Annotated in this window: 18 protein-coding genes; 4 read left to right on the top strand and 14 right to left on the bottom strand. The window is 27.9% G+C overall.

Annotation, left to right across the window (positions count from 1 at the left end; translation table 11 throughout):
* Nucleotides 1-478: 478 nt before the first annotated feature.
* From BUB83_RS15435 to BUB83_RS15385, 11 genes are all read right to left on the bottom strand, one after another.
* Nucleotides 479-1,879 (bottom strand): sulfatase-like hydrolase/transferase, encoded by a 1,401-nt coding sequence (locus BUB83_RS15435; RefSeq protein WP_073339457.1) that lies wholly within the window; start codon nt 1,877-1,879, stop codon nt 479-481.
* A 196-nt stretch (nt 1,880-2,075) separates the two neighbouring features.
* Nucleotides 2,076-2,864 carry an IclR family transcriptional regulator gene (locus tag BUB83_RS15430; protein WP_073339456.1) on the bottom strand — a complete coding sequence of 263 codons (789 nt, stop codon included), beginning with the start codon at nt 2,862-2,864 and terminating at the stop codon, nt 2,076-2,078.
* 175 nt (nt 2,865-3,039) lie between these two features.
* Entirely contained in the window at nt 3,040-4,050 is a 1,011-nt protein-coding gene (locus tag BUB83_RS15425; protein WP_242950692.1) for a LacI family DNA-binding transcriptional regulator, read from the bottom strand.
* 312 nt (nt 4,051-4,362) lie between these two features.
* On the bottom strand, nt 4,363-5,400 hold the full coding sequence (locus BUB83_RS15420; RefSeq protein ID WP_084133605.1) for an ABC transporter substrate-binding protein: 1,038 nt from the start codon (nt 5,398-5,400) through the stop codon (nt 4,363-4,365).
* A 63-nt stretch (nt 5,401-5,463) separates the two neighbouring features.
* Nucleotides 5,464-6,444 carry an ABC transporter permease gene (locus tag BUB83_RS15415; RefSeq protein WP_084133604.1) on the bottom strand — a complete coding sequence of 327 codons (981 nt, stop codon included), beginning with the start codon at nt 6,442-6,444 and terminating at the stop codon, nt 5,464-5,466.
* Nucleotides 6,445-6,478: 34 nt separating this feature from the next.
* Entirely contained in the window at nt 6,479-7,975 is a 1,497-nt protein-coding gene (locus tag BUB83_RS15410) for a sugar ABC transporter ATP-binding protein (RefSeq protein WP_143160563.1), read from the bottom strand.
* A 227-nt stretch (nt 7,976-8,202) separates the two neighbouring features.
* Complete coding sequence (locus BUB83_RS15405; RefSeq protein WP_073339454.1) at nt 8,203-9,174, bottom strand: substrate-binding domain-containing protein; 972 nt, start codon at nt 9,172-9,174, stop codon at nt 8,203-8,205.
* Nucleotides 9,175-9,184: 10 nt separating this feature from the next.
* On the bottom strand, nt 9,185-10,975 hold the full coding sequence (locus BUB83_RS15400) for a sensor histidine kinase (protein WP_073339453.1): 1,791 nt from the start codon (nt 10,973-10,975) through the stop codon (nt 9,185-9,187).
* A 10-nt stretch (nt 10,976-10,985) separates the two neighbouring features.
* Entirely contained in the window at nt 10,986-12,587 is a 1,602-nt protein-coding gene (locus BUB83_RS15395) for a response regulator (protein ID WP_073339451.1), read from the bottom strand.
* A gap of 178 nt (nt 12,588-12,765) precedes the next feature.
* Nucleotides 12,766-15,225 carry an EAL domain-containing protein gene (locus BUB83_RS15390; RefSeq protein ID WP_073339449.1) on the bottom strand — a complete coding sequence of 820 codons (2,460 nt, stop codon included), beginning with the start codon at nt 15,223-15,225 and terminating at the stop codon, nt 12,766-12,768.
* A gap of 258 nt (nt 15,226-15,483) precedes the next feature.
* Entirely contained in the window at nt 15,484-15,972 is a 489-nt protein-coding gene (locus BUB83_RS15385) for an LURP-one-related/scramblase family protein (RefSeq protein WP_073339448.1), read from the bottom strand.
* Between the two features lie 203 nt (nt 15,973-16,175).
* On the opposite strand from BUB83_RS15385, the gene BUB83_RS15380 reads away from it, so the two are divergent.
* Entirely contained in the window at nt 16,176-16,874 is a 699-nt protein-coding gene (locus BUB83_RS15380) for a tetratricopeptide repeat protein (RefSeq protein WP_073339446.1), read from the top strand.
* A gap of 330 nt (nt 16,875-17,204) precedes the next feature.
* Here BUB83_RS15380 and BUB83_RS15375 read toward each other — a convergent pair whose 3' ends face one another.
* On the bottom strand, nt 17,205-18,941 hold the full coding sequence (locus BUB83_RS15375) for an ABC transporter ATP-binding protein (RefSeq protein ID WP_073339444.1): 1,737 nt from the start codon (nt 18,939-18,941) through the stop codon (nt 17,205-17,207).
* Nucleotides 18,942-19,100: 159 nt separating this feature from the next.
* Here BUB83_RS15375 and BUB83_RS15370 point away from each other — a divergent pair, with 159 nt between their 5' ends.
* The 3 genes from BUB83_RS15370 to BUB83_RS15360 all read left to right on the top strand — a co-directional run bounded on the left by BUB83_RS15370 (nt 19,101) and on the right by BUB83_RS15360 (nt 22,543).
* Complete coding sequence (locus tag BUB83_RS15370; RefSeq protein WP_073339442.1) at nt 19,101-20,279, top strand: NAD(P)/FAD-dependent oxidoreductase; 1,179 nt, start codon at nt 19,101-19,103, stop codon at nt 20,277-20,279.
* Between the two features lie 300 nt (nt 20,280-20,579).
* Nucleotides 20,580-21,392 (top strand): glucosaminidase domain-containing protein, encoded by an 813-nt coding sequence (locus BUB83_RS15365; RefSeq protein WP_073339441.1) that lies wholly within the window; start codon nt 20,580-20,582, stop codon nt 21,390-21,392.
* Between the two features lie 86 nt (nt 21,393-21,478).
* A complete protein-coding gene (locus BUB83_RS15360) occupies nt 21,479-22,543 on the top strand; it encodes a 4Fe-4S dicluster domain-containing protein (protein ID WP_073339439.1) in 1,065 nt (354 codons plus the stop codon).
* Between the two features lie 67 nt (nt 22,544-22,610).
* Here the strand turns inward: BUB83_RS15360 and BUB83_RS15355 are convergent, their stop codons facing one another.
* Nucleotides 22,611-23,387 (bottom strand): spore coat protein, encoded by a 777-nt coding sequence (locus BUB83_RS15355; protein WP_073339437.1) that lies wholly within the window; start codon nt 23,385-23,387, stop codon nt 22,611-22,613.
* A 133-nt stretch (nt 23,388-23,520) separates the two neighbouring features.
* Nucleotides 23,521-25,188 (bottom strand): DUF5050 domain-containing protein, encoded by a 1,668-nt coding sequence (locus BUB83_RS15350; RefSeq protein ID WP_073339436.1) that lies wholly within the window; start codon nt 25,186-25,188, stop codon nt 23,521-23,523.
* Nucleotides 25,189-25,267: the final 79 nt, after the last annotated feature.

The following is a 25,267-nucleotide window of genomic DNA, read 5'->3' as shown; positions in this document are numbered from 1 at the left end:
TTCTATACCCCTGTAATCAAATGCTCTCGCATATTGAATTTCCTTTGCGATATCAATTCCTATAACTAAAGTTTTTTCTGTAATTGACAAAATCTTTTCATTTTGTGTATAATTCATATTGAGTACCTCCACTGATAATTTTTAATTAGGGATAAACGTTCGAACGTCTTATACCCCGTATTTTATCAGCAGGTGCTCTTTTTTTCAAATTTCATTTTACTTCATAACAGGAATGCTCCTCATACTACATTTTTATTTTATAAACCTAAATTGTATTTTGTATATAAAATACTGTTCTATATATAAAATATATCATTTCATATTTAAATTGTCAATATATATTTAGAATTAACTCTTCATTTTCACCTAAAATGAATTTAGCTACATCTTAAAAAACTTATAAAAAAAAAAGCACTTATCCCAAATTAATATGGTAGCAAGTGCTTTTAAAATTAAATACAAATCAATTATATATATCTTAAATTTCTGGAGTTCCTATATTCCACTTCACATCCCAAAGTGGAACAGATCTAAACATATTATCAACTATAATTTGATAGTTTTCTAATTTTTGTGGTAAACAAGCTGGATCATCCCATATGTTATTTACTTCTTTAGGGTCTTTATTTAAGTCATACATTTCACCATATTTTCTATTCATATAGTGAACAGTTTTTATCCCTTTATTAATACAACCCTTTATTTCTCCTGCTTCCATATAAATATGATCTCTAACCTTTTTTTCTTTGCTTTCATCCCAATAGCAATTGTATGGATAATTAGACATATATTTATCAATTGGAGCTTTTGCTACATCTAAACAAGTAGCTGCAATATCAATATTAATCACTTCATCATCTACAGCAATCCCTTTAAATCCTTTAACTGGTGGTTTAACAAAAAGTGGCACACGCATAAGACTATCTTCTAAACATTGTAGTTTTTCCACTAAACCATAATCACCCATAAAGTCACCATGGTCTGAAGAATAAACTATCATTGTGTTATCATACATATCATTATCCTTAAGAACTTGGATAACTTCACCTATTTTTTCATCTATTAAGCTCATGTTTGCATAATAAGATCGTTTAGTTTTTAAGAAAATTTCTTCGCTATAATCTTTTAAATAAATCTTAGAATATCCCCCCATATTTTTGAAATGTGGTGGTTTCTGGTCTAAATCTTTACAACTAGATTCAGGCTTGCTAAGCTTTTCTAAATCATAAAGTTCTGCATACTTTGTTCCCTCACAATCATAAGGATGATGTGGCCCTGGGAAAGATAAAGTAAAAAACCATGGTTTACTTTCTTCATCATTGATTTCTTTGGCTTTATCTTGCAACCATTGTTTACCCATTTCTCCTATAAAATAATCTATATGATATTTTATATCAGAATTCCAGCTGCCACCGCTAATTAAACCACGCTTTACAAGAGAACCCTTGTCAACTCCATTTTCTTCTAAATACTTTAAATATAATTCTATAGTTTCTCTAGGTGCAAAAGCACCATGTCCATCAATAATTTGTTCATCATCATATCCTTTTTTAATTTCTGAACCTGCAAAATGTTGTTTTCCAATTACTGCTGTATGATATCCTGCTTCTTGTAATCTTGTCATAAAAGTTTTTTCAGTTATAGGTAATTTGTCTATATAATTTGGACACTTACACTCTGATGGGAATTTTCCTGTAACAATTGCCGCTCTAGATGGAACACAGGATGGATTTGAACAATATGCATTTTTAAAATGAACACTATCCTCTATAAGTTCATCTAAAAATGGGGTTTTGATTTCATCATTAACACATGAAAAAGTATCATATCTTTGTTGATCAGTCATCAAGAAAATAATATTGGGTCTATTATTACTCATTACTAAAATCACACCTTTCTCTAAATAATAGTTCTTTTATTTATACACTCAAGCAGTTGAGCTTATAAAATATATAATTATTACATTCATGTTCTATTATATATATAATATCATTATCTATATATAAAATCAATATACAAAAAAAATATACACTTTCTGTATATCTTTTTGCGAATTTTTCTAATTTTGATTTATTTTACTCATTAGAACAGCATAAACGATTTGATAACTTTGCAGTTTCTTTTTTTAGAATAATAGAATATTTCTTTATTACTTCTGGTGTCATCCTAAAAGAAATACCTGAAACGCCTATTACACATTCAACTACCTTATTTGAGGAAAAAACTGGACAAGCTATACAAGTAAGGCCTTTTACTGATTCTTCATGGTCAATTGAAATACCATTTTCCTTGATACCAAGTAACTCTTCCCTTAATATAGCCTTATCTATTATTGTATTCTCAGTTCTAGGTTTTAAATTTGTATTCATTAGATAATTATCCAATTCTTCTTGGGGTAAATAAGCTAATAAACATTTTCCCATAGCTGAAGAATAAGAATCATAAGTTCCACCAACCAAAGAAAGAAATTTAATAGAATGTATACTTTCAAACTGTTCTAAAACCAATGTTTCCAGTTGAGAATTCAATTTAGTAAGTAATATAGTTTCTTTGGTTTCCCTTAATAAATTACTCATTGTGTGCTCTGATTCCTTAATGATAGAAACTCTATTCTTTATTTTATTTCCTAAAAAATAAAGTTTTGCTGTTAAATAATAACTGCTATCTGCTAAATCCTTAACAACATACTGTTTAATTTCAAGTTCTTTCATAATTCTAAAAACTGAATTAACAGAAATAGCTAATTCATTTGAAATTTCAGTTACTGTTAGATTATAGTTTCGTTCAGTCATTAATTCTAAAATATCTAGTGCTTTCTCCACTGCTGGAGCAGCATACTTATTATTAGCTGCTATAAATATCACTCCAAACTTAATATAAAATATATTAATTAATACTTTCTACTTATTTTAAGCCATTCTTTAGTAGATATCAACTTTTTTTATTTTTTCTTTTTTATAAACTATTTATATTTTTTTGCTTTGTTTACCAAATAAGACGTAAATAACTGATTACAAAAATTAGTTATTTACGTCTTATTTAAACATTTCTTACAGAACCTTTAATAGATAACTCTGATTTCAATCTAAATCTTGATGGAAAATTGCTCATATCTCCATTCAATCTTTTTAGTAAAAGTTCTGCTGAAGTTTCTCCTATTGATTGCATTGGTTGTATAACAATAGAAAGAGGTGGTTTTACTACTTTAGCTAGTTCAAGATTATCAAAACCTATTATAGACACTTGCTGTGGAACCATTATATTACTATCATTTATAGCCATAATTGCTCCTAAAGTCATTTCATAATTAGTTATAAAAATAGCTGTTGGTGGCTCCTCTATTTCCATTAATTCTTTTAACAAGTTATATCCACTATCTATTTTATAATTACCTTTTTTTATAAGATTTTCATCTACTTCAATGGAGTAATCCTCATGAACCCTGTAATATCCTTTTAATCTTTCTTGAGATGTATAAACATTATCCGGACCAGTTATTATCCCAATTCTTTTATGTCCTCTTGTAATAAACTCTTCTACTGCTCCATAAGCCGCGTTTAAGTTATCCACAAGCACAACATCACATTCCACATTATCTAACACTCTGTCCACAAGTACTACAGAAATCCCAGTTTCAATTACTGCTTGAATTATACTTTCATCCTCTGTTCCATCATTCAAAGGCATCAAAATAATTCCATCTACCATTTTATTCACAAGAAATTCTAATTTTTCTTTTTCAAGTTCTGTGTTTTCTTTATAATCACAAATAATAGTACTATATCCTTGCTTCAAAAGTATATTCTCAACATTGGATACTATAGAAGTACAAAAAGATTGTTCAAGATTAGGTATTAAAATTCCAATAGTTTTAGTTTTATTTGTTTTAAGACCTCTAGCCATTTCATTTACTCTAAAATCAAGATCTTCTATAGCTTTTTTAATAGCTTCCTTGTTTTTATCAAGAACATTTCCTCCATTTATATATTTAGAAATGGTAGCTATTGATAACCCTGTATACTTTGCTACATCTTTAATTGTTGAACTCATATATTCTCATCACCCTTTTAATCGAAACGTTTAATAAATAAAATTCTAACTGAATTAATCAATAGTGTCAATATATTAAAGGCTAATCCTTTATTTTAAGTTGAATTTTACTCTATAATTTTATTAAATTCTTAATGATGTAAAAAAATACAATGAGATAGTTGATAGTTTTTATATCTAACTTAAGAACTTTTAATCTCAAACTCCTAATATAAACTTAATCCTCTCACAAAAACCATATAAATAAAAAAATTGCAGCACGTAGTGCGCAATTTTTTTATGTGATGGAAATATTTTTTATCAATTATTTTTCTATTTACCTAATGGATATAAAACTTCTTGTGATTCTTTTGTTTCCATATTTTCAGGTGTAACTATAAGAGCACCAGTATCAACATTTTTTTCAACTGCTTTACCATTATAATGGTCAGCTATAGCTTGAACCCCTAAGTATCCCATTTGATATGGTCTTTGAACAGCAGTAGCTTTTACATATCCTTCTTCTAATAAAGGAATAATATCGTCTGAAGAGTCAAATCCAACCATTATTATATCTTTATTATTTTTTTCTTTTAATGCACGTCCTACCCCTACAACAGAAGGTTCATTAGTTGCATAAATTGCAGTTAAGTCTGGAGTTGAAGTTAAAATATTTTGTGTGATTGAAAGAGCTTTCACTTTATCACTATCACAATATTCTGTTGTTACTATTTCCATATCAGGATATAATTCTTCTAATGCTTTTTTAAAGCCACCTTCTCTAGCTATAGCAGATCCTGCACCAGGTGTAAAACTTACTATTGCAACCTTACCTTTTCCACCAGTTAATTCGCCTAATTTCTTACCAACTTCATAAGCTGCTTGTTCATTATTTGTAGTTGCATAACTTATATATTTATCAGTAGCAGTGTTTGAATCTATTAAAACTATAGGAATACCTGCATCAGCAGCTTTTTCAGTAATAGGAACTAAAGCATTTTCATCACATGACGCTAAAACTATACCATCTACTTTTTCATTGATAGCTGTTTCAACTAAATTAACTTGTCCATTTATATCTGCTTCTCCACCTGCTGGACCTGTAAAGTACATATCCACATCAAATTCTTCACTTGCAGCTTCTGCTCCTTTTTTTACTGTTTGCCAATAAGGATGTTCAGTACCTTTAACGATAACTGCTATTTTTTTCTTTGCTGTAGATGCCTCACTAGCTTCATTAGTTTCCCCTGCTTTATTTGTTTCCCCTACTGTACTGTTACTATTAGCCTTATTTGTTCCACATCCGCCTATTATTGTAACCCCCATTAATAATGAAACCGCAACTGCAAAAAGTTTTTTTGATTTAATCATTTACTACCCCTCCATTTATTTAAAATATTATTTGTAATACATTGTGTCCAATAAAAATACTTCTTATTTTACCTTTGCACTTTTCTTTCTTCTAAGCGTATCAGCATATACAGCTAAAATTATTACAAATCCAATAGCAATTTGTTGCCAAAAACTGTTTACTCTCAATATTGTTAATCCGTTTCTCAAAGTACCAATTATAAACGCTCCAACAATTGTTTCTCTAACTTTACCTGCTCCACCTAAGGGACTTGTACCTCCTATTATAGCGGCTGCAATGGCATCTAATTCATAACCAACTCCTGCTGTAGATTGAGCTGAAACTAATCTTGAGGCTAACATTATACCTGCTGTTGCTGCCATAACTCCTGATATTACATAAACCCACACTTTTGTTTTATTTACATTTATCCCTGATAAAATTGCAGCATCTTCATTACTACCTAAGCAATATACATAACGGCCAAACTCTGTTTTTCTAAGAAGAAAACCAAATAATAAGGCTAGTAAAAACATTAATATTACAGGTACAGGAATAATTCCTATACTTCCACCACCAATAAAGTAGAATTTTTCTGGAAGTCCTGATATAGGCATTGCACCTGTTATTACATAAGCAGACCCTCTTGCTATACTCATCATTCCAAGCGTAGCTATAAATGGTGCTATTCCAAGTTTTGTTATTGAAAATCCATTTAAGAATCCACAAAATCCTCCAACTAATAAACCAGCTATAACACTTATCCAAATAGGCACTCCATTTACTAAAAGTTTTCCTGTAACAACACCAGAAACTGCTAATATAGATCCTACGGAAAGGTCAATCCCTGAGGTTATTATTACATAAGTTTCTCCAATGGCTAGAATAGCTATTACTGCCGTTTGTAATGCAATAGTTAATATGTTGTTTATTGTAAGAAAATTTTCTGAAAGCATAGAAAAAACTATACCCATTACTAGAAGACCTACAAGAATACCTAAATCTTTTATATTCTTAGTTATATTGAACATTTTATTTTTTGAAACTACAACTTCTGAATTCATAATCATCCCCCGTTCACAATATTATTTGTAATTTTTAAGAAACTGCATAAGACAATATCTTTTCTTCTGTAAAATCTTTCTTAAATATTTCTCCTGAAAACTCGCCTTCCCTCATAACCATAACTCTATCAGATATCCCTATTATTTCAGGAAGTTCAGAAGAAATCATTATAACTCCTATACCCATATCGGCCAGTTTTATCATAAGCTCATAAACTTCGTATTTTGCTCCAACATCTATTCCTCTTGTTGGCTCATCAAATATTATTATTTTAGAATGTCTATTAAGCCACTTTGCAATACATATTTTCTGTTGATTTCCTCCACTCAAATTGGTAGTCAATTGATTTATTGAAGGCGTTTTAATACTAAGTTCTTTCACATATTTTGTTGCAGCATTACTTGCCTTTTTATCATCAATAACCCCTAAGCTTGATATAATTTTTAAATTAGGTAAGTTAACATTGTATTCAACTGATTGACTTAAGGCTAATCCATCCTTTTTTCTATCTTCTGTTAAATATCCAAGACCTAATTTAATGGCCTCTGAAGTAGACTTGACCTGATACTTCTTGCCAAACATTTCTACATCCATTTCTTCTACTTTATCTACACCAAACAATGCCCTTGCAAATTCAGTTCTTCCAGAACCCATCAATCCATAAAGACCTAAAATCTCACCACTATACAATTTAAAATCCTTTACATTTAAAACATTTGCTCTTTTCATCTTTTTAACTTCTAGCATAATATTTTGTTTATCTATGTTTCTTTCTTTTCTGTGTGGAAATTTATCTTCCATACTTCTACCCACCATTAAAGAAACTAAATCTTCCATACTAAGCCCTTTATAATCCATTGTCTTAATATATTGACCATCTCTTAAAATAGTAACTCTATCACATATTTCTTCAAGTTCTTCAAGTCTGTGAGAAATATATACAATACCTACCCCTTGATTTTTTAGATCTTTAATAACTTTAAAAAGCTCAATTATCTCACTATTAGTTAATGCAGCTGTTGGTTCATCCATTACCAATATTTCTGTATTCATAGATAATGCCTTTGCAATTTCAACCATTTGTTGTTCCGCAACACTTAATTTTTTAACCAAGGTACTTGGATTAATTTTAAGGTCTAGTCTGTCCAATACTTCTTGAGCCATTTTATTTAACTTTCTATCATCTATAACAAATTTAAAAGTAGGATTTTTAGGTTCTCTTCGAATAAAAATATTTTCTGCTACTGATAAATCAGAAAACAAATTAAACTCTTGATAAATTATACCTACTCCCATCTTTTGTGCTAAATCTGGGGTTAATTCTTCAATTTCTTTACCCTTGATGAAAATTTTACCTTCATCCTTAGAATGAACCCCAGCTAAAATCTTCATTAAAGTAGATTTTCCCGCACCATTTTCTCCAATTAAAGCATGGAGTTCGCCTTCTACTATTTGTAAATTTACACCGGATAAAGCTTTTACACCCGGGAAACTTTTTTCTATTCCTTCCATCCTTAGCAATTCGTTCATTATCTCACCACCCTCGAATTTTAAGCAACTCTAAACGTTTAGCTTAATTAAATTATACGGCATGTATCAATACGTTTACATGTAATATCTTCTTATAAAGGTTTAATATTTTACTTTATCCAGTTAGGAAATAAGATAATTAAACCTTTTTTACTCTTTTCTTATAAAAAAAACTGATATTTTAAATTTTTAGGTTTAAAATATCAGTTAAGATATATTCTTTACAATCATTCTATAAAAGGAAAAACTAATTTTTCATTTTCTTTTTCATATATTGTATCCTTATATACTATTTCAAAATCTATATTAACTCTTTTATCTACTTTTTTATTATTTATAGCGTCTACAGCTGATTTTACACTAATATAACCCATGTTATATGGCTTTTGTACCAAAAAAGCATCCACAATATCATTTTCTAAAGCCTTAACTAATTTATTTGAAGTATCAAAGCCCATAACTGCAACTGTATACTGGACCTTTAATTCCTCAACTGCTAATGCTATACCTTCTAATGATTGCTGGTTCGTTCCTATTATTCCTTTTAAATCTTTATTATCTCTTAATAATTTTTTAGTTATCTCATAGGATTCCTTACTACTGCCATTACAATATTCAGTAGTTATTACTTTTATATTCTTATATTTTTTTAGAGCTAACTCTATGCCTTTCTCTCTATCTATTGCTGTAGAAGATTCTTTAACAAAACTAACAACAGCAATTTTACCCTCTTCATCAATAGTACTAGCTAATTTTTCTGCTATTTCTTTTCCTGCTAATATATTATCTGTTCCAACATAACATTCCTCAGGCTGTGATTCTATTTCTGAATCTAAGGTTATCAAATGAATTTTGTTCTTAACAACTTGCTCTGCTGTTTCTTTAAGCTCTTTATGATTGCTAGCAGCCACAATAATTGCACTAGGATTTTGCTTTATAGCATTTTTAATTAATTCAATCTGTTTATTAACGTTTTCTTGTAAATTAGGTCCTGTAAAAACCAATTCCACGTTATATTCTTTTGCAGCTGTTTCAGCACCCATTCTGCAAGATTCCCAAAAATCATAATCAGCATTCACAACCTTAACGATGATATACACAACTGGTTTTACATTTCCTTTTATATATATATTGCTAAAAATCAAAATTAAAGCTATTGTAACTAACATTACAATAAAAAGACTTATTTTCTTTTTCATTTGAATTCTCCTATTCCAAAACAGGAACTTTAATGTATACTTTAGTTCCTATTCCTAATTCACTTTCATATCTCAAACCATAATTTTTACCATAATACAATTGAATTCTTTCATGTACATTTTTTACTCCAACACCTCCGGTTTTAAAAGAATCATCTACTTTTCTTATTAAAATGTTTTTTGTCAATTCCTCATTCATTCCTACACCGTTATCTTCCACAACAAGAACTATATCATTTTCTTCACGATATCCTTTTATTTTTATTAACCCACTTTTATCAAGATTTTTCACACCATGATATATGGAATTTTCTACTATAGGTTGAAGAATTATTTTTAATGTACTCTGGTATAAAATATCTGAATCAACATCAATTTCATAGGCTATTTTTTTACTATATCTTATTTTTTGAATAACTAGATAATTTTTAACATGCTCTATTTCTTGATTAATAGTAATAACTTCTTTACCCTTACTAAGACTTAATCTAAAATATTTAGCAAGTGAAGATGTCATTTGAACAACTTTGTGATAATCTTCTTTTTCCCCTGCCCATATAATAGTTTCCAGTGAGTTATAAAGAAAATGTGGATTAATTTGCGCATATAAGGCTTTTAATTCACTTTTTCTAATATGAGCTTGATCCTCTTCTACTTGAATCAATAAATATTTTATTCTTTTTATCATGTTAGAAAAAGCTTCCCCTAAATGTGCTACTTCATCATGTCCAAGTATTTGTATTTCAATATCAATTGCCCCGTTTTCAACTTCTTTCATTGCTGTCTCCAACTCTTTAATAGGCTTTGAAATTTTCTTGCTAATTTTAATAGAAACCAAGGTTGCTATTATTAAACATATAATTGTTATGGCAAAAATCAAATGAATTAGTTTCTCTTTCCCTATAAGAATATCTGCCATATAAGTGACACCTACAACCTTCCATTCAACTGTAGGTATTGTTTTTACTGTTATAAGTCTTTTTTCTTTGTCAATTGATTCAGAATAACTTCCATCATTAGATTTAAGTACTCTACTTATATCCTCCGTTTTAATATTTGAATATATAAGTTGCTGTTTAGGATGATAAATGATTTCTCCATATTTATCTACTATATAAACATATCCTCTTTTTCCTAATTCTACTTCTTTACAGAGATCTGAAAATACCTTATAGTTTATATCTATAACTGTAACACCTAATATTTTTTCATTTGTAGAATCTGTGATTTTATTACTAAGGGAAACCACCCAATTATACTTATCTTCAATGAAATTTTGTACATGAGAATATGAAAAAACAGATTTTTCTTTTGCTAAAATAGCCTTTTTATACCAATCTAAAGTTGTATATTCAATATTTTTCTTTAATTCATAATTGGTATCATTTGATATAATTATTCCATTCTCACAAAAAACATAAATAGAAACTATATCATTTCTAGCCTTCATTATAGAATTTAAAACTGAACTTTCCTTTTTAACATAACTTTCTTCTCCCAGATTTTTATCTTCACTTAATAATTCTTTTATTTTTGTATCACTATTTATAATATAAGAAATATCATTCATATAATTTGCATAATACTCTATATTTCTACCAATTTGTGTTACAATTTGAGCTGAGTATTCTTCTGCTTCGTTTATAATAACATCATAGGATAGCAAATAAAATATAGCATCAAGTAAAATTATAATTCCAATTATTAAAGAGGCAAAATATATAAGAATCTGCATTTGAATGGTATTAAATTGTTTACGAATATCAAATAAATCAATAATTTTTTTTATTATCTCATTCATTCATTTTGCCTCACTTAATTTGTTTTCTGTAATTTGAAGGCGTAATATTAAAATGTTTTTTAAAGGATGCACTAAAATAATGTGTATCAGAGTAGCCTACCATTTCAGCTATTCTATATGTTTTTTCATTTGAATGTTTCAGTAAATCCTTTGCCTTTTCCATTCTTAATTTAGTAACATATTCTACAAAAGTACAATTTGTATATTTTTTAAAGATAGTGCTGAAATAACTCATGCTTAAATGAACTTCCTCACAAACAGTTTTCAAACTCAAATCGCACTTAGTATAGTTTTCATTTATATAATTCAAAATACTTATCATATATATTTTATTATTAGAAACGCTTTCTTCAAGAAACAGTTGAATAGTTACATATATATTGTATACCCATTTTTCAATTTTTTCTAAATCTTTTAACTGACTTATCTCTTTTGTTACATTGATTTTTTCGCCCAAAGCTTTATAAATATCAACATCCATATCCATAAAAATTCCAATCATTTTTATAGTTATTTCAATCCATTCATTTTTACATAAGTCAACATTAACCAATTCTTTTTTCATATATACACTTACATAATTCATTTCTTTTTTAACTTGTTCATTTCTTAAATCTCTAATATTCTTAAAAAGATTTTCTTCTATACCTGAAAAATCAGTATTTTTGTTGTATTTAAAATCTTCTATATTTTCATATTTTATAATTGTATTAGTTCCAATAAAAAATCTGTATTGTAAAGCTTTTCTTGCTTGAAAATACGAAGAAGTAATCCCATAAATTTTATCTACCAAACATCCTACCCCTATAGAAATTTCAAAATTCAAGTATTTTTTCACTTCATCAATAATATTAATATATTCTTTTCTAGCTTTTTCATAATTATCTTCATTTGAAATAAATATTATAGCCATTTCATTATCATTTGTATAAAAGAAATATCCTTTTTTATTATTGATTAATATTTCATTACACTGCCTTGCTATTTCATCATTTTTTATCCTAACTTCTTCATCTTTAATCTTAACATTTCTTATATTAGGGTTGTCCATTTCAAGAAGTAACAAAGCATAATATTTAGATTTAATATCTATTTCTAAAAATTCAGCTTTATCAAAAATATTATTTTCCTCTATGTCTTCAAAAATAATATTATTAATAAACTCTTGTCTTAATATATTAATATTATCCTTTAGCTGTCTTTTTTCTTTAGCACTCTTTTCTTCGTTAATTCTTTTTAATTCAAGTTTTTTTACTATGTTCTTTAGTAACTCTACCATCTCATGCTTTGTTAAAGGCTTAAGTATATAATCATTTACTCCTAGTCTTAAAGCTTCCCTTGCATAATTAAATTCATCATACCCCGTAATAATAACTATTTCACACTGCAAGTTGTCTTCTTTTAATTTTTTAATTAAATTTAACCCATTTAGTCTTGGCATATTAATATCAATAAGTGCTATATCTGGGCTTTTATTTTTTATAATATTATACGTTTCTAACCCATCTCCAACATCTCCTATCAAATCTAGTCCTATTTCATTCCAATTAATCAAAGTTTTAATACCTTCTCTGACACTATCCTCGTCATCCGCAATTATAATACTGTACATAAGTACCTCCTATATAGGTAGAATAAACAAATAATTCCATAATGATTCCATAATAATTCTATCACTTAAATACTCCATTATCAATAATTACTCTAAGTAGACTTCACAATTATTGATTACTACTTTATTTAAAATGATTTATACTAACAAAAAATCCAACAAACTAATCTAAATCAAATTAGTTGTTGGATTTTTTTAAAATTTTCTCTATTTCCATTGCTGGCATAGGTTTATAGTAATAAAAGCCTTGAATTTCATCACACATTTGTGCTTTTAAAAATATTTGTTGTCTTTCTTCTTCTATTCCTTCTGCAATCACATTTAACTTTAATTTTTTACCCAAAAGAATTATAGCTGAAATAATAGCTTCGTCATTAATATTTTTATCAATTCCATCCACAAAACACTTTGCTATTTTTATTCGATCTAAAGGTAATTGTTTTAAATAATTTAATGATGAATACTCTGTACCAAAGTCATCAATTGCAATTCTAATATCTAACTGCTTTAACTCTTTTAAGGTATCTACTACAAAGTTTGTATCCTTCATAAGTACATTCTCAGTAATTTCTAGTTCCAAATCTTCTGGATTTAATTCTGTTTCTGCTAATATCTTTGAAACTTGTTCAACTATTTTATTACTTTGAATTTGATTAACAGAGAGATTAACCGCAATTGATAAGTTGCAAACACCTGCCTCTTGCCATTGTTTAACTTGCCTACAAGCTGTATTTAATACCCATTCTCCAATACTCACTATTAATCCAGTTTTTTCAGCAATAGGTATAAATATATTTGGTGAAACAATTCCAAGCTTTGGATGATTCCATCTTAGAAGTGCTTCTAGGCCCACAATTTTACTTGATTTTATATTTATTTGAGGTTGGTAATATACTTCTAATTCATTGAATTCCAAAGCTCGATATAAGTCATTTGTTAAATTCATTACCTCATCAAGATTTTTTTTCATCAATGAATCAAAGAATACAAATCTTCCTTTTCCTTTTTCCTTTGCTTTATACATTGCAATGTCCGCATTATTTAACAATTTTTCTGCTTCAATGCCATGGTGAGGATAAATAGATGCACCAATAGAGGCCGTTATGTAAATTTCACTATTATTAAATTGATATGGTTCTTTTATTTTATTTATAATATACTCACATTTTTTTTCTATATCTTCATTGCAATTATAATCCTCAATTAATATTAAAAATTGGTCTCCTGTTGCTCTTGCAATAATATCATTACTTCTTAATATTCCCTTCAATCTTTCTGAAACTTTTATTAAAAGTTTTTCTCCTTGCTCATATCCAATAGTATCATTTATCATTTTAAAACTATCTAAATCAATCAAAAGAATTGAGAAAGTTTTTTTATGTTTTGATGATTCAAAAATTCTCTCATTAACTTGATCAGCAAAACACTTCCTATTAGCTAGTCCTGTTAATTGATCATTAAAAGCTAGCTTTTTTATTTCCTCTTCTTTTTGAATTCTTCCTTGTATTTCATTTTCTAATTGAGCATTAACCTCTTTTAGTTCAATTGTACGTTGATTAACTCTTTTTTCTAAACCGTTATATGCCTCTTTAAGTTTATTTTGCATTTTTCTTATTTCACAATGATTCTGAAATATAATTAAACGCCCCATATCCCCACCCCAACCATCATCCAAAATGGATGAAGATAATAAAACTGGAATGTTCGTATAATTTTTTGATAATAAATCAATTTCATAACTATTAAGGGTTTCAATTTTATCTGTTTCTTGTTTATTTGAAAAAATGATTTCTATATTCTTTCCTTTAATCTCATTTTCTTCATAACCTAATAATTCAAGTGCTCCTTGATTTATATCTACAATTATTTTTTTAGAGTCTAAAATAATTAATCCTTCATTCATTATTTTAAAGACATCTACAACTATATTTTCAATATTTAAACTCATAAAACTGTATTTAATCACTGCATACCATATACTTAAAACTACTATTAAATTTGTAATTATTGATAGTTCTGGAATATTGACAAATCCTAAATTAGGCAATATCACGTCCGTTATTGTTCCTAAAATAAATGCAACTATTATTGAATAAACTATTATTTTTGATTGTTTTTTTTCTCTTTCAAATTCAGTATTTTTTCCCCAATTTATAAATAATAAAATAATTATAGCCGTAAAAATCACATAATAAAAATTGAAAAAATAATCTCTCAATATGCCTCTAGTTTCTGGATATTCAATTATCCACCCAAAACCTGTTTTCACAAAATTCTCTGGTTTTAATGGTTGCGAATAATACAAATAAGTTGATAAAACTGCTGGTGAAAATACTAATATGTAACTCCATATTTTTTTGAAAAAATTTTCTTTTTTTACTAAGAAAATAGTAACATAAAGTATTCCACTAAATACTGTGGACCAAGAAAAAGTGGTTAACCTTCTATATAATGCTACAGTTTCGGCATCCTTAGCAGCTGTCATAAACGATAACATTAAAGCCCAAAATGATAAATTCATGCAAACTATAAAAAACCATCTGTTGAATTTTTGTCTAGAATTATTTAAAAGAATAGAAAATCCTATAAAAAGACAAATACTACTACATGTTAAATATATTATTATCAATATAGTCATTAATTAGCTTCCTCCTTGAATTAAAATTCAAGTATAAAATAATAATTTCTCAGAATTTATTAATTATTACACATATCCTTAAATAATATAAGTATTATATCATATAAAGGTATAACTTATAGCAAAAATTTGCTATATAACTTTTACAATGACAATAACTATATTCAAGTATGATTTTTTATTCGATAAATTTCAACATAAATAAAGGAAGATTTTCCTATAACATTTAAGAATATCTTCCTTAATTATTTTATTATTTTAATTATTATTACTATTATTATCGTGAATAACTTGGTCTATTACTATAACTAATGATACCATAAATGCTTGGTCCTCATTATCATCTATTTCCACTCCATAAGTATCACTAAAACTTATCCATTTTTTATTTACAACTGCAACAGTTCTTCCTGCTTTTGTGACTGAAAAATTATGAGAAAATATTTCACCTTCTATTCTATAATTACCCATCATGCTTTCAATAACAAATTTGGGTTTAAAAAAACTAAGCTCTTTTTTTACTTTAGCTATAAGCACATCATTTCTAAATAAATTATACTCTGGCAACAATTTAAATAACTTTTGTTGAATATAAATAAGTTCTTTTCCTTGCATATCGCAAAGTTTAAGCTTATCTCCTAAAGCAAATACTTTTCCTTGAATTTTAAATATATTGTTATCTCTATCATCCTTAACATAAAAATTATCGCCAAAACTAAATATCTTTTGCTTTATATTATATCTCATGAACCTCTCCCCCTCATTAATTTTATAATTATATCTTTATATATAATATTGTCATAAAAAATTTAATTATAAGTTACAGAGTGGTTACACATATAACAAGATATTATCTATATTATTTTTTTATATTTGATTAAACAAATAATATAGTGTCAATACTACTAATATAAAATAATTAAAATTCAATATTTTAGGAGGTAATTTTCATGGAAAATGAAACATTAAATAGTATAAAAGAAAAAAAGGCAATTAAAGCATTGGAAGAAGGAAAAATATTATTTGAGAAATGTAAAATAAAAAAAGCCTTTTCAAAGTTTAACGAAGCAATAAAACTAAATCCTACTTTGTCAGAAGCTTATCTTGAAAAAGGTGAAGCTCACATGGGAATGTTTGAAAGCTCAGAAGCTGAAGAATGTCTTTTGAAGTATATTGAGCTAGCTGGCGAGAATGAACGTGTTTATAAAGCATTAATAGAAGTATATGATCAAAAATCTGATTTTGAATTAGCTGTTGACTATTGTGATAAATTAACAAACTTAAAACCTAATGATTGGGAAATTTTTTATTTGAAAGCAGATTTATTAATTCTAGTTGGAGATTATGAAACAGCTTTAGATGTGTTTAATAAATGTATTGAATTAAATCCAAAATTCTATAAAGCCATTTGTGGGAAAGCTTTATGTTTATATACCCTTGATAATGATGATGAAGCCATTAAAACTTATGAACACGCCATAGAAGTTGATAAATCTGAAAGTCACGCTTATATGGAATTAGGTCTTATTTATAGAGATATGGGCGTTATTGTTAAAGCCTTGAAGTATTTAAAGAAAGCTTATGATTTATCTCCTGATGATGAACTATACAAATCTCAGTATATCATAACTAAAGATTGTTATAATTAGATGAGTTTTTTCTAAATACTATTTAATTCAAATTAAATGTAAAAGGCGAAGAAACTATTTGTAGGGGCGGGTTTCCATGCCCGCCCGCTGTAGTTTCCCAATTAAATTACAATTACAGTAAAATCGTGATGAAAATATTATACTACCTTCTGTATTTTTTATTTTTTATCAATATTATATATGTAATTATTATCAATATTATATATGTAATTATTATATATATAATTTATAGGCATAGCGGGGCGGCGTGGAAACCGCCCCCTACGAGTTAGTGCGCAATTTTTCTCTAAGTTGAACAAGCTCACCTTTTACCCATAAACATACATGTCCTTATTCAACCTCATCCGGTATAAATCCTTTAAACTGTGAGTTATATAATTTTTCATAGATACCTTTTTCTTTTATTAATTCTTCATGGCATCCACTTTCTTCTATTCCTTTTTCTGTTAATACAATTATTTTATCTGCATTTCTTATAGTAGATAATCTATGTGCAACAACAATAGTAGTTCTTCCTTTTGAAAGTTCTTCTAGAGATTGTTGAATTATTAGCTCCGTTGCATTATCTAAAGCTGATGTAGCTTCATCCAATATTAGTATAGGTGGGTTTTTAAGGAATACTCTCGCTATAGATAATCTTTGTTTTTGTCCTCCAGATAATTTTATACCTCTTTCCCCTATATACGTTTCATAACCATCAGATTGACTTAAAATGAATTCATGAATATTTGCTTTCTCAGCTGCAAAAATCACTTCTTCATCTGATGCTAAAGGATTTCCATATAAAATATTTTCTTTAATAGTTCCAGCAAATAAAAACACATCTTGCTGTACCAATCCAATATTACCTCTTAAAGATTTCAAAGTAATATCTTTTATATTTAAGCCATCAATTGAAATTTCCCCTTCTGAAACCTCATAAAATCTAGGAATCAAATGACATAATGTTGTTTTTCCTCCACCACTCGGTCCTACTAAAGCTAAAGTTTCCCCTTGATTTACCTTCAAATCTATATTAGATAAAATTGATTTTTTATCATCATAATTAAAAGAAACATTATTAAATTGTATATTTCCTTTAACACCATGTAAATCTACCGCATTTTCATCATCGATAATATCAGGCTCTATATTCATAATTTCATTAAATCGTTCAAAACCTGTCATTCCTGATTGGTATTGTTCAAAGAAGTTTGTTAATTTTCTAATTGGTTGTAAAAATACTGAAATATATAACAAGTATGCCACCAAATCTCCTGCATCTATTGCTCCATTATAAAAGAATAATCCTCCCGCAAAAAGAACCACCACATTTAATAAATTAGTTAAAAAATGTATTCCTGCAAAAAACTCTGCCATAAACTTATAAGCATATGTTCTAGAATTTTTAAATTCAATATTTCCATCATCAAATTTAGCCATCTCATACTCTTCATTTGTAAAAGATTTAGCAACTCTTATACCTGAAATACTATTTTCTAGTTGAGCATTAACATTAGCAACTTTTTTTCTAACATCTTTAAAAGCTTTACTCATATTTCTTCTTCTTGAAACTGCAAACCAAATCAAGAAAGGTATTAGTGAAAATATGATTATTGTCAATGGTACATTAATAAAACATAAAGCAATAAAAGATCCTATAATCATAACTACTGATATAAACAAATCTTCTGGCCCATGATGAGCAAGTTCTGAAATATCCATTAAATCATTTACTATTCTTGACATAATATGCCCTGTTTTATTCTCATCAAAATATTTAAAAGGTAGCTTTTGCAAATGAGCAAATATATCTTTTCTCATATCGTATTGCATCTTTACGCCCAAAACATGTCCCCAATAATCAACTATATAATTGCAAACACCTTTTAATATATATAACAGTAACATAGCTACACATAATATTATCAATACCTTTAGTTTTTTATTTGGTATGACATCATTAATTATATTACGAGTTATCATTGGATAAAATAATTCCGTTGCTGATATTAAAAAAGCACAAATCAAATCTAATATAAGCAATCTTAAATGGGGTTTATAATACGAAATAAATTTTTTTATCATTATTTATCCTCCTCCTTATTTCGTATAAAATTATACCATAACTTTCATTGAAATCACAATTTCTATTAACTCCAAATACTTGATTTAGCTTTTCTACAATAGTATAATTTTATTAATTATTATTTTCTAATAATAATTTCTAACATAGGAGGTTTTAGGGTGAATAATCAATACAATTACATAATAATAGGTGCTGGAGCCGCAGGGTTTAATGCTGCAAAAGCTATAAGAAGTAAGGATAAAACTTCTAGTATTTTAATGGTTTCTAAAGAAGATAGATTACCATATTTCAGACCTCAAGTTTCTAAATCTATAGTACATGAAGTTCCTGCAAAAAGATTTTATCTTACAAATGAACAATGGTTTCTAGATAACCAAATACATATTGAATTAAACACTACCGTAGAAGAAATTAATACTGATAATTCTTATATTGTCATAAAAGGAATTGGTTCTCTTAAATTTGATAAACTGATAATTGCTGCTGGTGCTAACAATTTTATACCTCCAACTGAGGGCATTGAAAAAGAAGGGGTTTTTTCTTTAAGAACAATTCAAGATGCTGAAAATTTAAAATTTTATATGAAAAACTCTAAAAAAGCTGTAGTCATAGGCGCAGGTCTTTTAGGCTTAGAAGCTGCTTGGGAATTAAAGCAACTAGGTTTAGATGTAAAAGTTGTTGAACTTGCTCCTTGTGTTCTTCAAAGACAACTAGATTTAGAAGGAAGTAATATAACAAAAGATCTTCTTAAGGCTAGTGGAATTGAATTTATTTTAGGAGATGCTTGCTGTGAAATCTTAGGAAAAGAAAAAGTAGAAGGTATAAAATTAAAAAGTGATAGAGTATTAGATACTGATATACTTCTTTATTCTATAGGAATTAGACCAGACATAGAACTTATTAAACAAACAAGTATTGAAATTAATAGAGGAATCGTTGTAAATGACAAAATGGAAACCAATATTCCAAATATTTATGCTTGCGGAGATATAGCTGAATTTAAAAAGTGTATTTTAGGAACTTGGCCATCTGCTATAGAAATGGGTAAAGTTGCCGGTTTAAATGTGGTTGGAGAAGAATCTAAATTTGAAACCTTTGTTACTTCCACTCTTTTCAATGCAATGAATGTAAAAATATTTTCATGTGGAGATTTAAATGATGAATACAAAACTTATACTCTAGATAATTTAGATGAAAATAATTTTGGGAAACTTTTCTTTAAAGATAATATTTTAGTTGGCGCATACTTAATAGGAAACATTTCTAAGTCAACTAAAATTGTTACATGTATAAAAAATTCTTTATCTTATGATGATGTTTTAGCTAAAATATTATAATAAATTTTATAAAAGGAAAGCAATAACAAAATACATATTTTGTTGTTGCTTTCCTTTTTATGTTAATATTTATACCTTTACATGATTAAAATAATTTTTTTTATATTTTTTTTTAGCATTTTACTTAACCTTTCAATATTTTTGTGATAGGATAGGAAAGTATTATTTTGAATGGTTTTGTCCATAATTTGTATATTTGTAAATTTTTGATAAAAATTTATTTATTTTCACTTTATTTCTAGTGACATTTATTTCCATTTAAAGTATAATATTTATACAACAGAAAGGTAGGTATATAACATGAATAATTTTCCAATTCAACAATTTACCAGCATAAATGAAAAAGGTAGTTTAAATTTTTCAAACAATAAAAAACAGGATAAACCAAATGATAAAGTTAAACTAGTGGCTTTTAATTTATTATTTTTTACAACTTTAATGCTTTTTAACTCTAAAAATAGTTACGAAGATGGTTTTGCACAAAGTAATGATACTTCATTATCTGGAGATGTAAATTTGTTGAACAACTCTGTTTTAGAACCATTAAAGCCAATCAATCTTCTGCCCAGTAACTTATCTGCTCCTGCAGATAATAAACAAAACCTCTTAACAGCAACTTTAGTGCCCGAAAAAAAAGAAATAACTATTGAACCTAAATTAAACTCTTATGCACAATATAACACTTTATCCTCAGAATTCCGATATAAGAATATTGACGAGGAAAGTTTACGAACTTACTTACAAAACAGAAATTCAATTCTAGCAGAAGAACCTTATTTCTCCACTATAATAAATGTGGCTATGAGTTACGACATAAATCCACTTTTTCTATTTGCAATAACAGGACAAGAACAAAGCTTTGTTCCTACAACATCTAGTAGTCACTCTAAAATAGCAAATAATCCTTTTAATGTACACGGCAGTTGGAAAAAATATAATACTTCCATTGACGACTCCGCAAATATTGTATGTAAAACTTTAATAAATTTAAGTAAGAATAAACCCTCAGATTATGATACTATTAAATGGATAAATAAAAAATATGCATCTGATACTTCATGGTCCTCTAAAGTCTCAAAAATTCTTAATATGTTAGAAGAAATATCAGGCTAAGATTATATCTATATCCATACAGTTCTGTATGCATATAATTTATCGTTTTTTATATTAATTATAATTTATAAAAGGTGGTTTTTTATATGAATAAAGTTGATGAAAGAGATATAATGTTTTCTCGTATGAATTTGAATAAAGATTGGCCTGAATATAAAGATTATTATTCAAGAAATCCAGATAAATTAGAAATAGATGAAGAATTAAGAAACTTACCTTTACTTGGTGAAGAAGGTTCTGTTACTTATAATTCTATTAACTCACCTATTGTGGGCGCAACTTTTCAGTATTTGGCTGACATAAAAAAGTATGCTGAAGGTGATATTTCCCCTACACAGATTCAACTTTCTCCTAATGATATAACTTTAAAACTAAAAGAACTTTCAAAGTTTTTTGGTGCAAAATTAGTTGGAATTACAGAAATGAAAGATTATCATTACTATAGCCATAGAGGAAGAGAAAAAGATAGCTATGGTGATAAGATTGATTCTACCCATAAATATGGAATAGTTTTTGCTGTGGAAATGGACAAAGACTTCATTAATGCTGCTCCTAACCTTCCTGAAGCCGTGGCCGTTGTAAAAGGTTATTTGGATGCTGCAAATATAGGTATGTTTTTATCTTATTATATAAGATCCCTTGGTTATGATGCTAGAAATCATATGGATGGTAATTACCTTGTTATAGCTCCTTTAGTAGCTAAAGATGCAGGCCTTGGTGAATTAGGTCGTCATGGACTTCTTATAACAAAAGAATACGGTCCTCGAATAAGACTGGGGGTAGTAACCACAGATTTAAATCTTATAGCTGATAGTGAAATAGATTTTGGCATTCAAGAATTTTGTAATGAATGTGGAAGATGTGCAAAAACTTGTCCTGGAAAATGTATTCCTAAGGAAGAAAAACATATAATAAATGATGAATTGAGATGGCAAATCAACCCAGAACAATGTTATAAAAGATGGCGTTCTCTTGGAACAGATTGTGGTATTTGTTTGAGCAATTGCCCCTTTTCACAAGATGTATCTTTAGATTTAATAAATGAGATGAAAAACTCTAAAGAAATAAGAGAAAAAATATTAATAGATTTTCAAGAAAAGTATGGAGTAAGGCCTTTTAATAGGGAATTACCTGAATGGATTAAAAAATAGAGGCATATATAGAACAAAGGCCAGTATCACTTTACTGAAAAATTGTAAAGTGATAATGGCTTATGATCTATATTCTTTTTTCCTTTATATCACTTCCATATACCGCCAAATACTCAAACCAAGGTTGGAAATCCCTTTCTTTCCATTGAAGTGAAGTTTGAACCACACCCAAAGAATCCGCATTATATAACCCAATAACTCGACGTAAAGTGAAAAGCTCATAAACTCTATCTCCATTATAATCAATAGGATATAGTCCACTTAAAGGATTGACATAACCCTGAATTGGTTCCTTTAGTTTTCCATTTTCATCGTAAAGCTTAGATAAGTATTCTTCCCCTTTATCTTGAATATCAATAATATATTTCTTCATTAAATTCTCACTTATAACCTCTACCTTGTAATTATCTTGGTAGTTAACTTGATATTTATATTCATTATTATATACTTCATAGTCAAATAATTTTTTAACTTTATTATTCAAATAAGAAAAAATATAATACCAACTCATGCCACCACTTCCACCAGAGAAAATACTGATTAATATATCATCTACTTTATTTCCTGTAAAATCACCTAAAAACAACCTAGGATTATACCCCCCATCACTTTCAAATGATATCATTTCCACAAAATAAGTAGCACCATCAATAATAACTAATCTTATATTCTCTATAAAACTACTTTCCTCTCCAAAATTCTTTTCACCAATCAAATACACAATATCAAAAACTCCATCACCTGTAACATCCCCATATTTAAAATCAAGTATAAGAGTGTTTTCCTTTAATTGCTGTGTCAAAAGATATGCTGGGTTAATTGGGCTAAAAGGATAATAAAACATAGTACGCTCCTCTTTAATTACTTATAAATAAACATATTCTAGTTTATTTATATTTTGCCTATGTTTTTATTTTATGCCAAAGCTTTTCTAATGTAACCATTATAAATACAGAAACTAAAAGTCATATATAATATTACAGTTTTGGTGAAAAATCCACCTTCCAAATCCCGTCTTCATCTTTACTTAATATAAATACCTGAGAGGATTCTGGGATTTCTTCATCATTTTCTAGAAGCCTAGAATTATTAAAAATAATTGTAGCTTCTGTATTACCTTTACTATATCTAATCTGGATAGTCTCTGCATTATTAAGAGTATTTTTAACATTATCATTATTGGCTATATTATTAAAGTATTGCTGCTTCAATACGCCCTCTGAATCTTTATCCTTAGCGTATAACTCAACAGCCATTTTGTAATTATTTGTTTCTGCGCTATATATAAAGAATCTACATATGGATAAGGGTTCTAAATCTTTTAAAAGACTATCATCGAAATCTATAAAATAATTATTATAAATAATATCCTCTTGAATAGATAATTTTAGTAAATTTACATCTTCTCTTATATTATCCTCAAGTGCTTCTAAACTTATATTAAATACTCCTTTATTAATAAATTTAACTTCATTGTCGTCTTTACTAATATTAAATAATTTCATATCGCTAGATAAAAATTCCTCTTGTGTATCTACATTTGCATTCCAACAGTATATTGAATCATCAGTTATATATATACTGCTGGAATCTGAATCCATAAGTTCCTTAGATTCAGTTAATACTTTTTGTGACTCTTCGCCATTTTTATTAATTCTATATAACCCTGTATTCATTATATCAGTAACACTATCCCCATTATCTGATATCTTTGTAGTTATTTCTTTTGATTTAGTATAGTATATCCAATCATTATCTACATTAAAATAAGCTACATCCTCTATGATTTTTTCACCCTCCCCTGCATCTATATTTTTTCTATATAAATTGCCAAATCCTTCACTGTCTTTGAAGTATATATACTTATCCTCTATTAAAAATTCTGAAGTTATCCCACTTATTATTTTAGTAGCAGCTCCGCCTGCTAAAGATTTCTTATACAAGTCATTATAATTATTAGATTCTTTTGAGGAGTAATATACACTATCCCCATATATCAAAAATTTTCCTAAAGTTTTATCTAGGATTTTTTCCTTTGAGCTACCATCTACTTTTATTTTATATAGACTGTCCCCACTCTGTTCTGAAACTCTATGCTCTACAGCTCCATCAGATAAATCAAATTCCATTGATGAGTAGTAAATATATTGGCCTATTACCACAAGATGATTAATATTTTCATCTAAGCCCTCACTAATTATTATTTCTTCCTGAGTACCATCACTCTTCACTCTATATATTCCAGGTTCACCAGTCTCCTTGTCTCCAAATCCAGCATAAAAGTAGACCCACTGCCCTACCACATTGACAAAATAAGCCGTTCTTTCTGACAAAATTGCTTGCTCAGAGCCATCTTTCTTTTTCTTGTATAACCTCATATTATCAGAAACGTTCGAATAATATATCCAATCCCCTTTTTCTGCAATGATGCCTGCAATTAAGAGATTCCCACTTGTGTTTCCAATTTCATAGGTATTATTCTCATCTACTTGACCCTCCACAATAGAATCATTAATCTCTTCTACTCCTCTTTCTGGAGGTATTATACCGTTACTGTTCTTTGAGAAATTACAAGCTCCTAAAGCTAAAGTAAACAAAATTAGAATAACCATGTTAAATTTTTTTATCAATTTTTTAGATATCATATAATCAAATCCCCTTTTCTATTTATCCTATAAAATCAATAGTACCTGAAATTTCTAAAGATAAATTTAAGATTTGCAA

It is taken from the genome of Clostridium grantii DSM 8605 (assembly GCF_900129965.1).
Lineage (GTDB): Bacteria > Bacillota > Clostridia > Clostridiales > Clostridiaceae > Clostridium_AF > Clostridium_AF grantii.
This window is presented reverse-complemented; position numbering and strand designations above follow the sequence as displayed.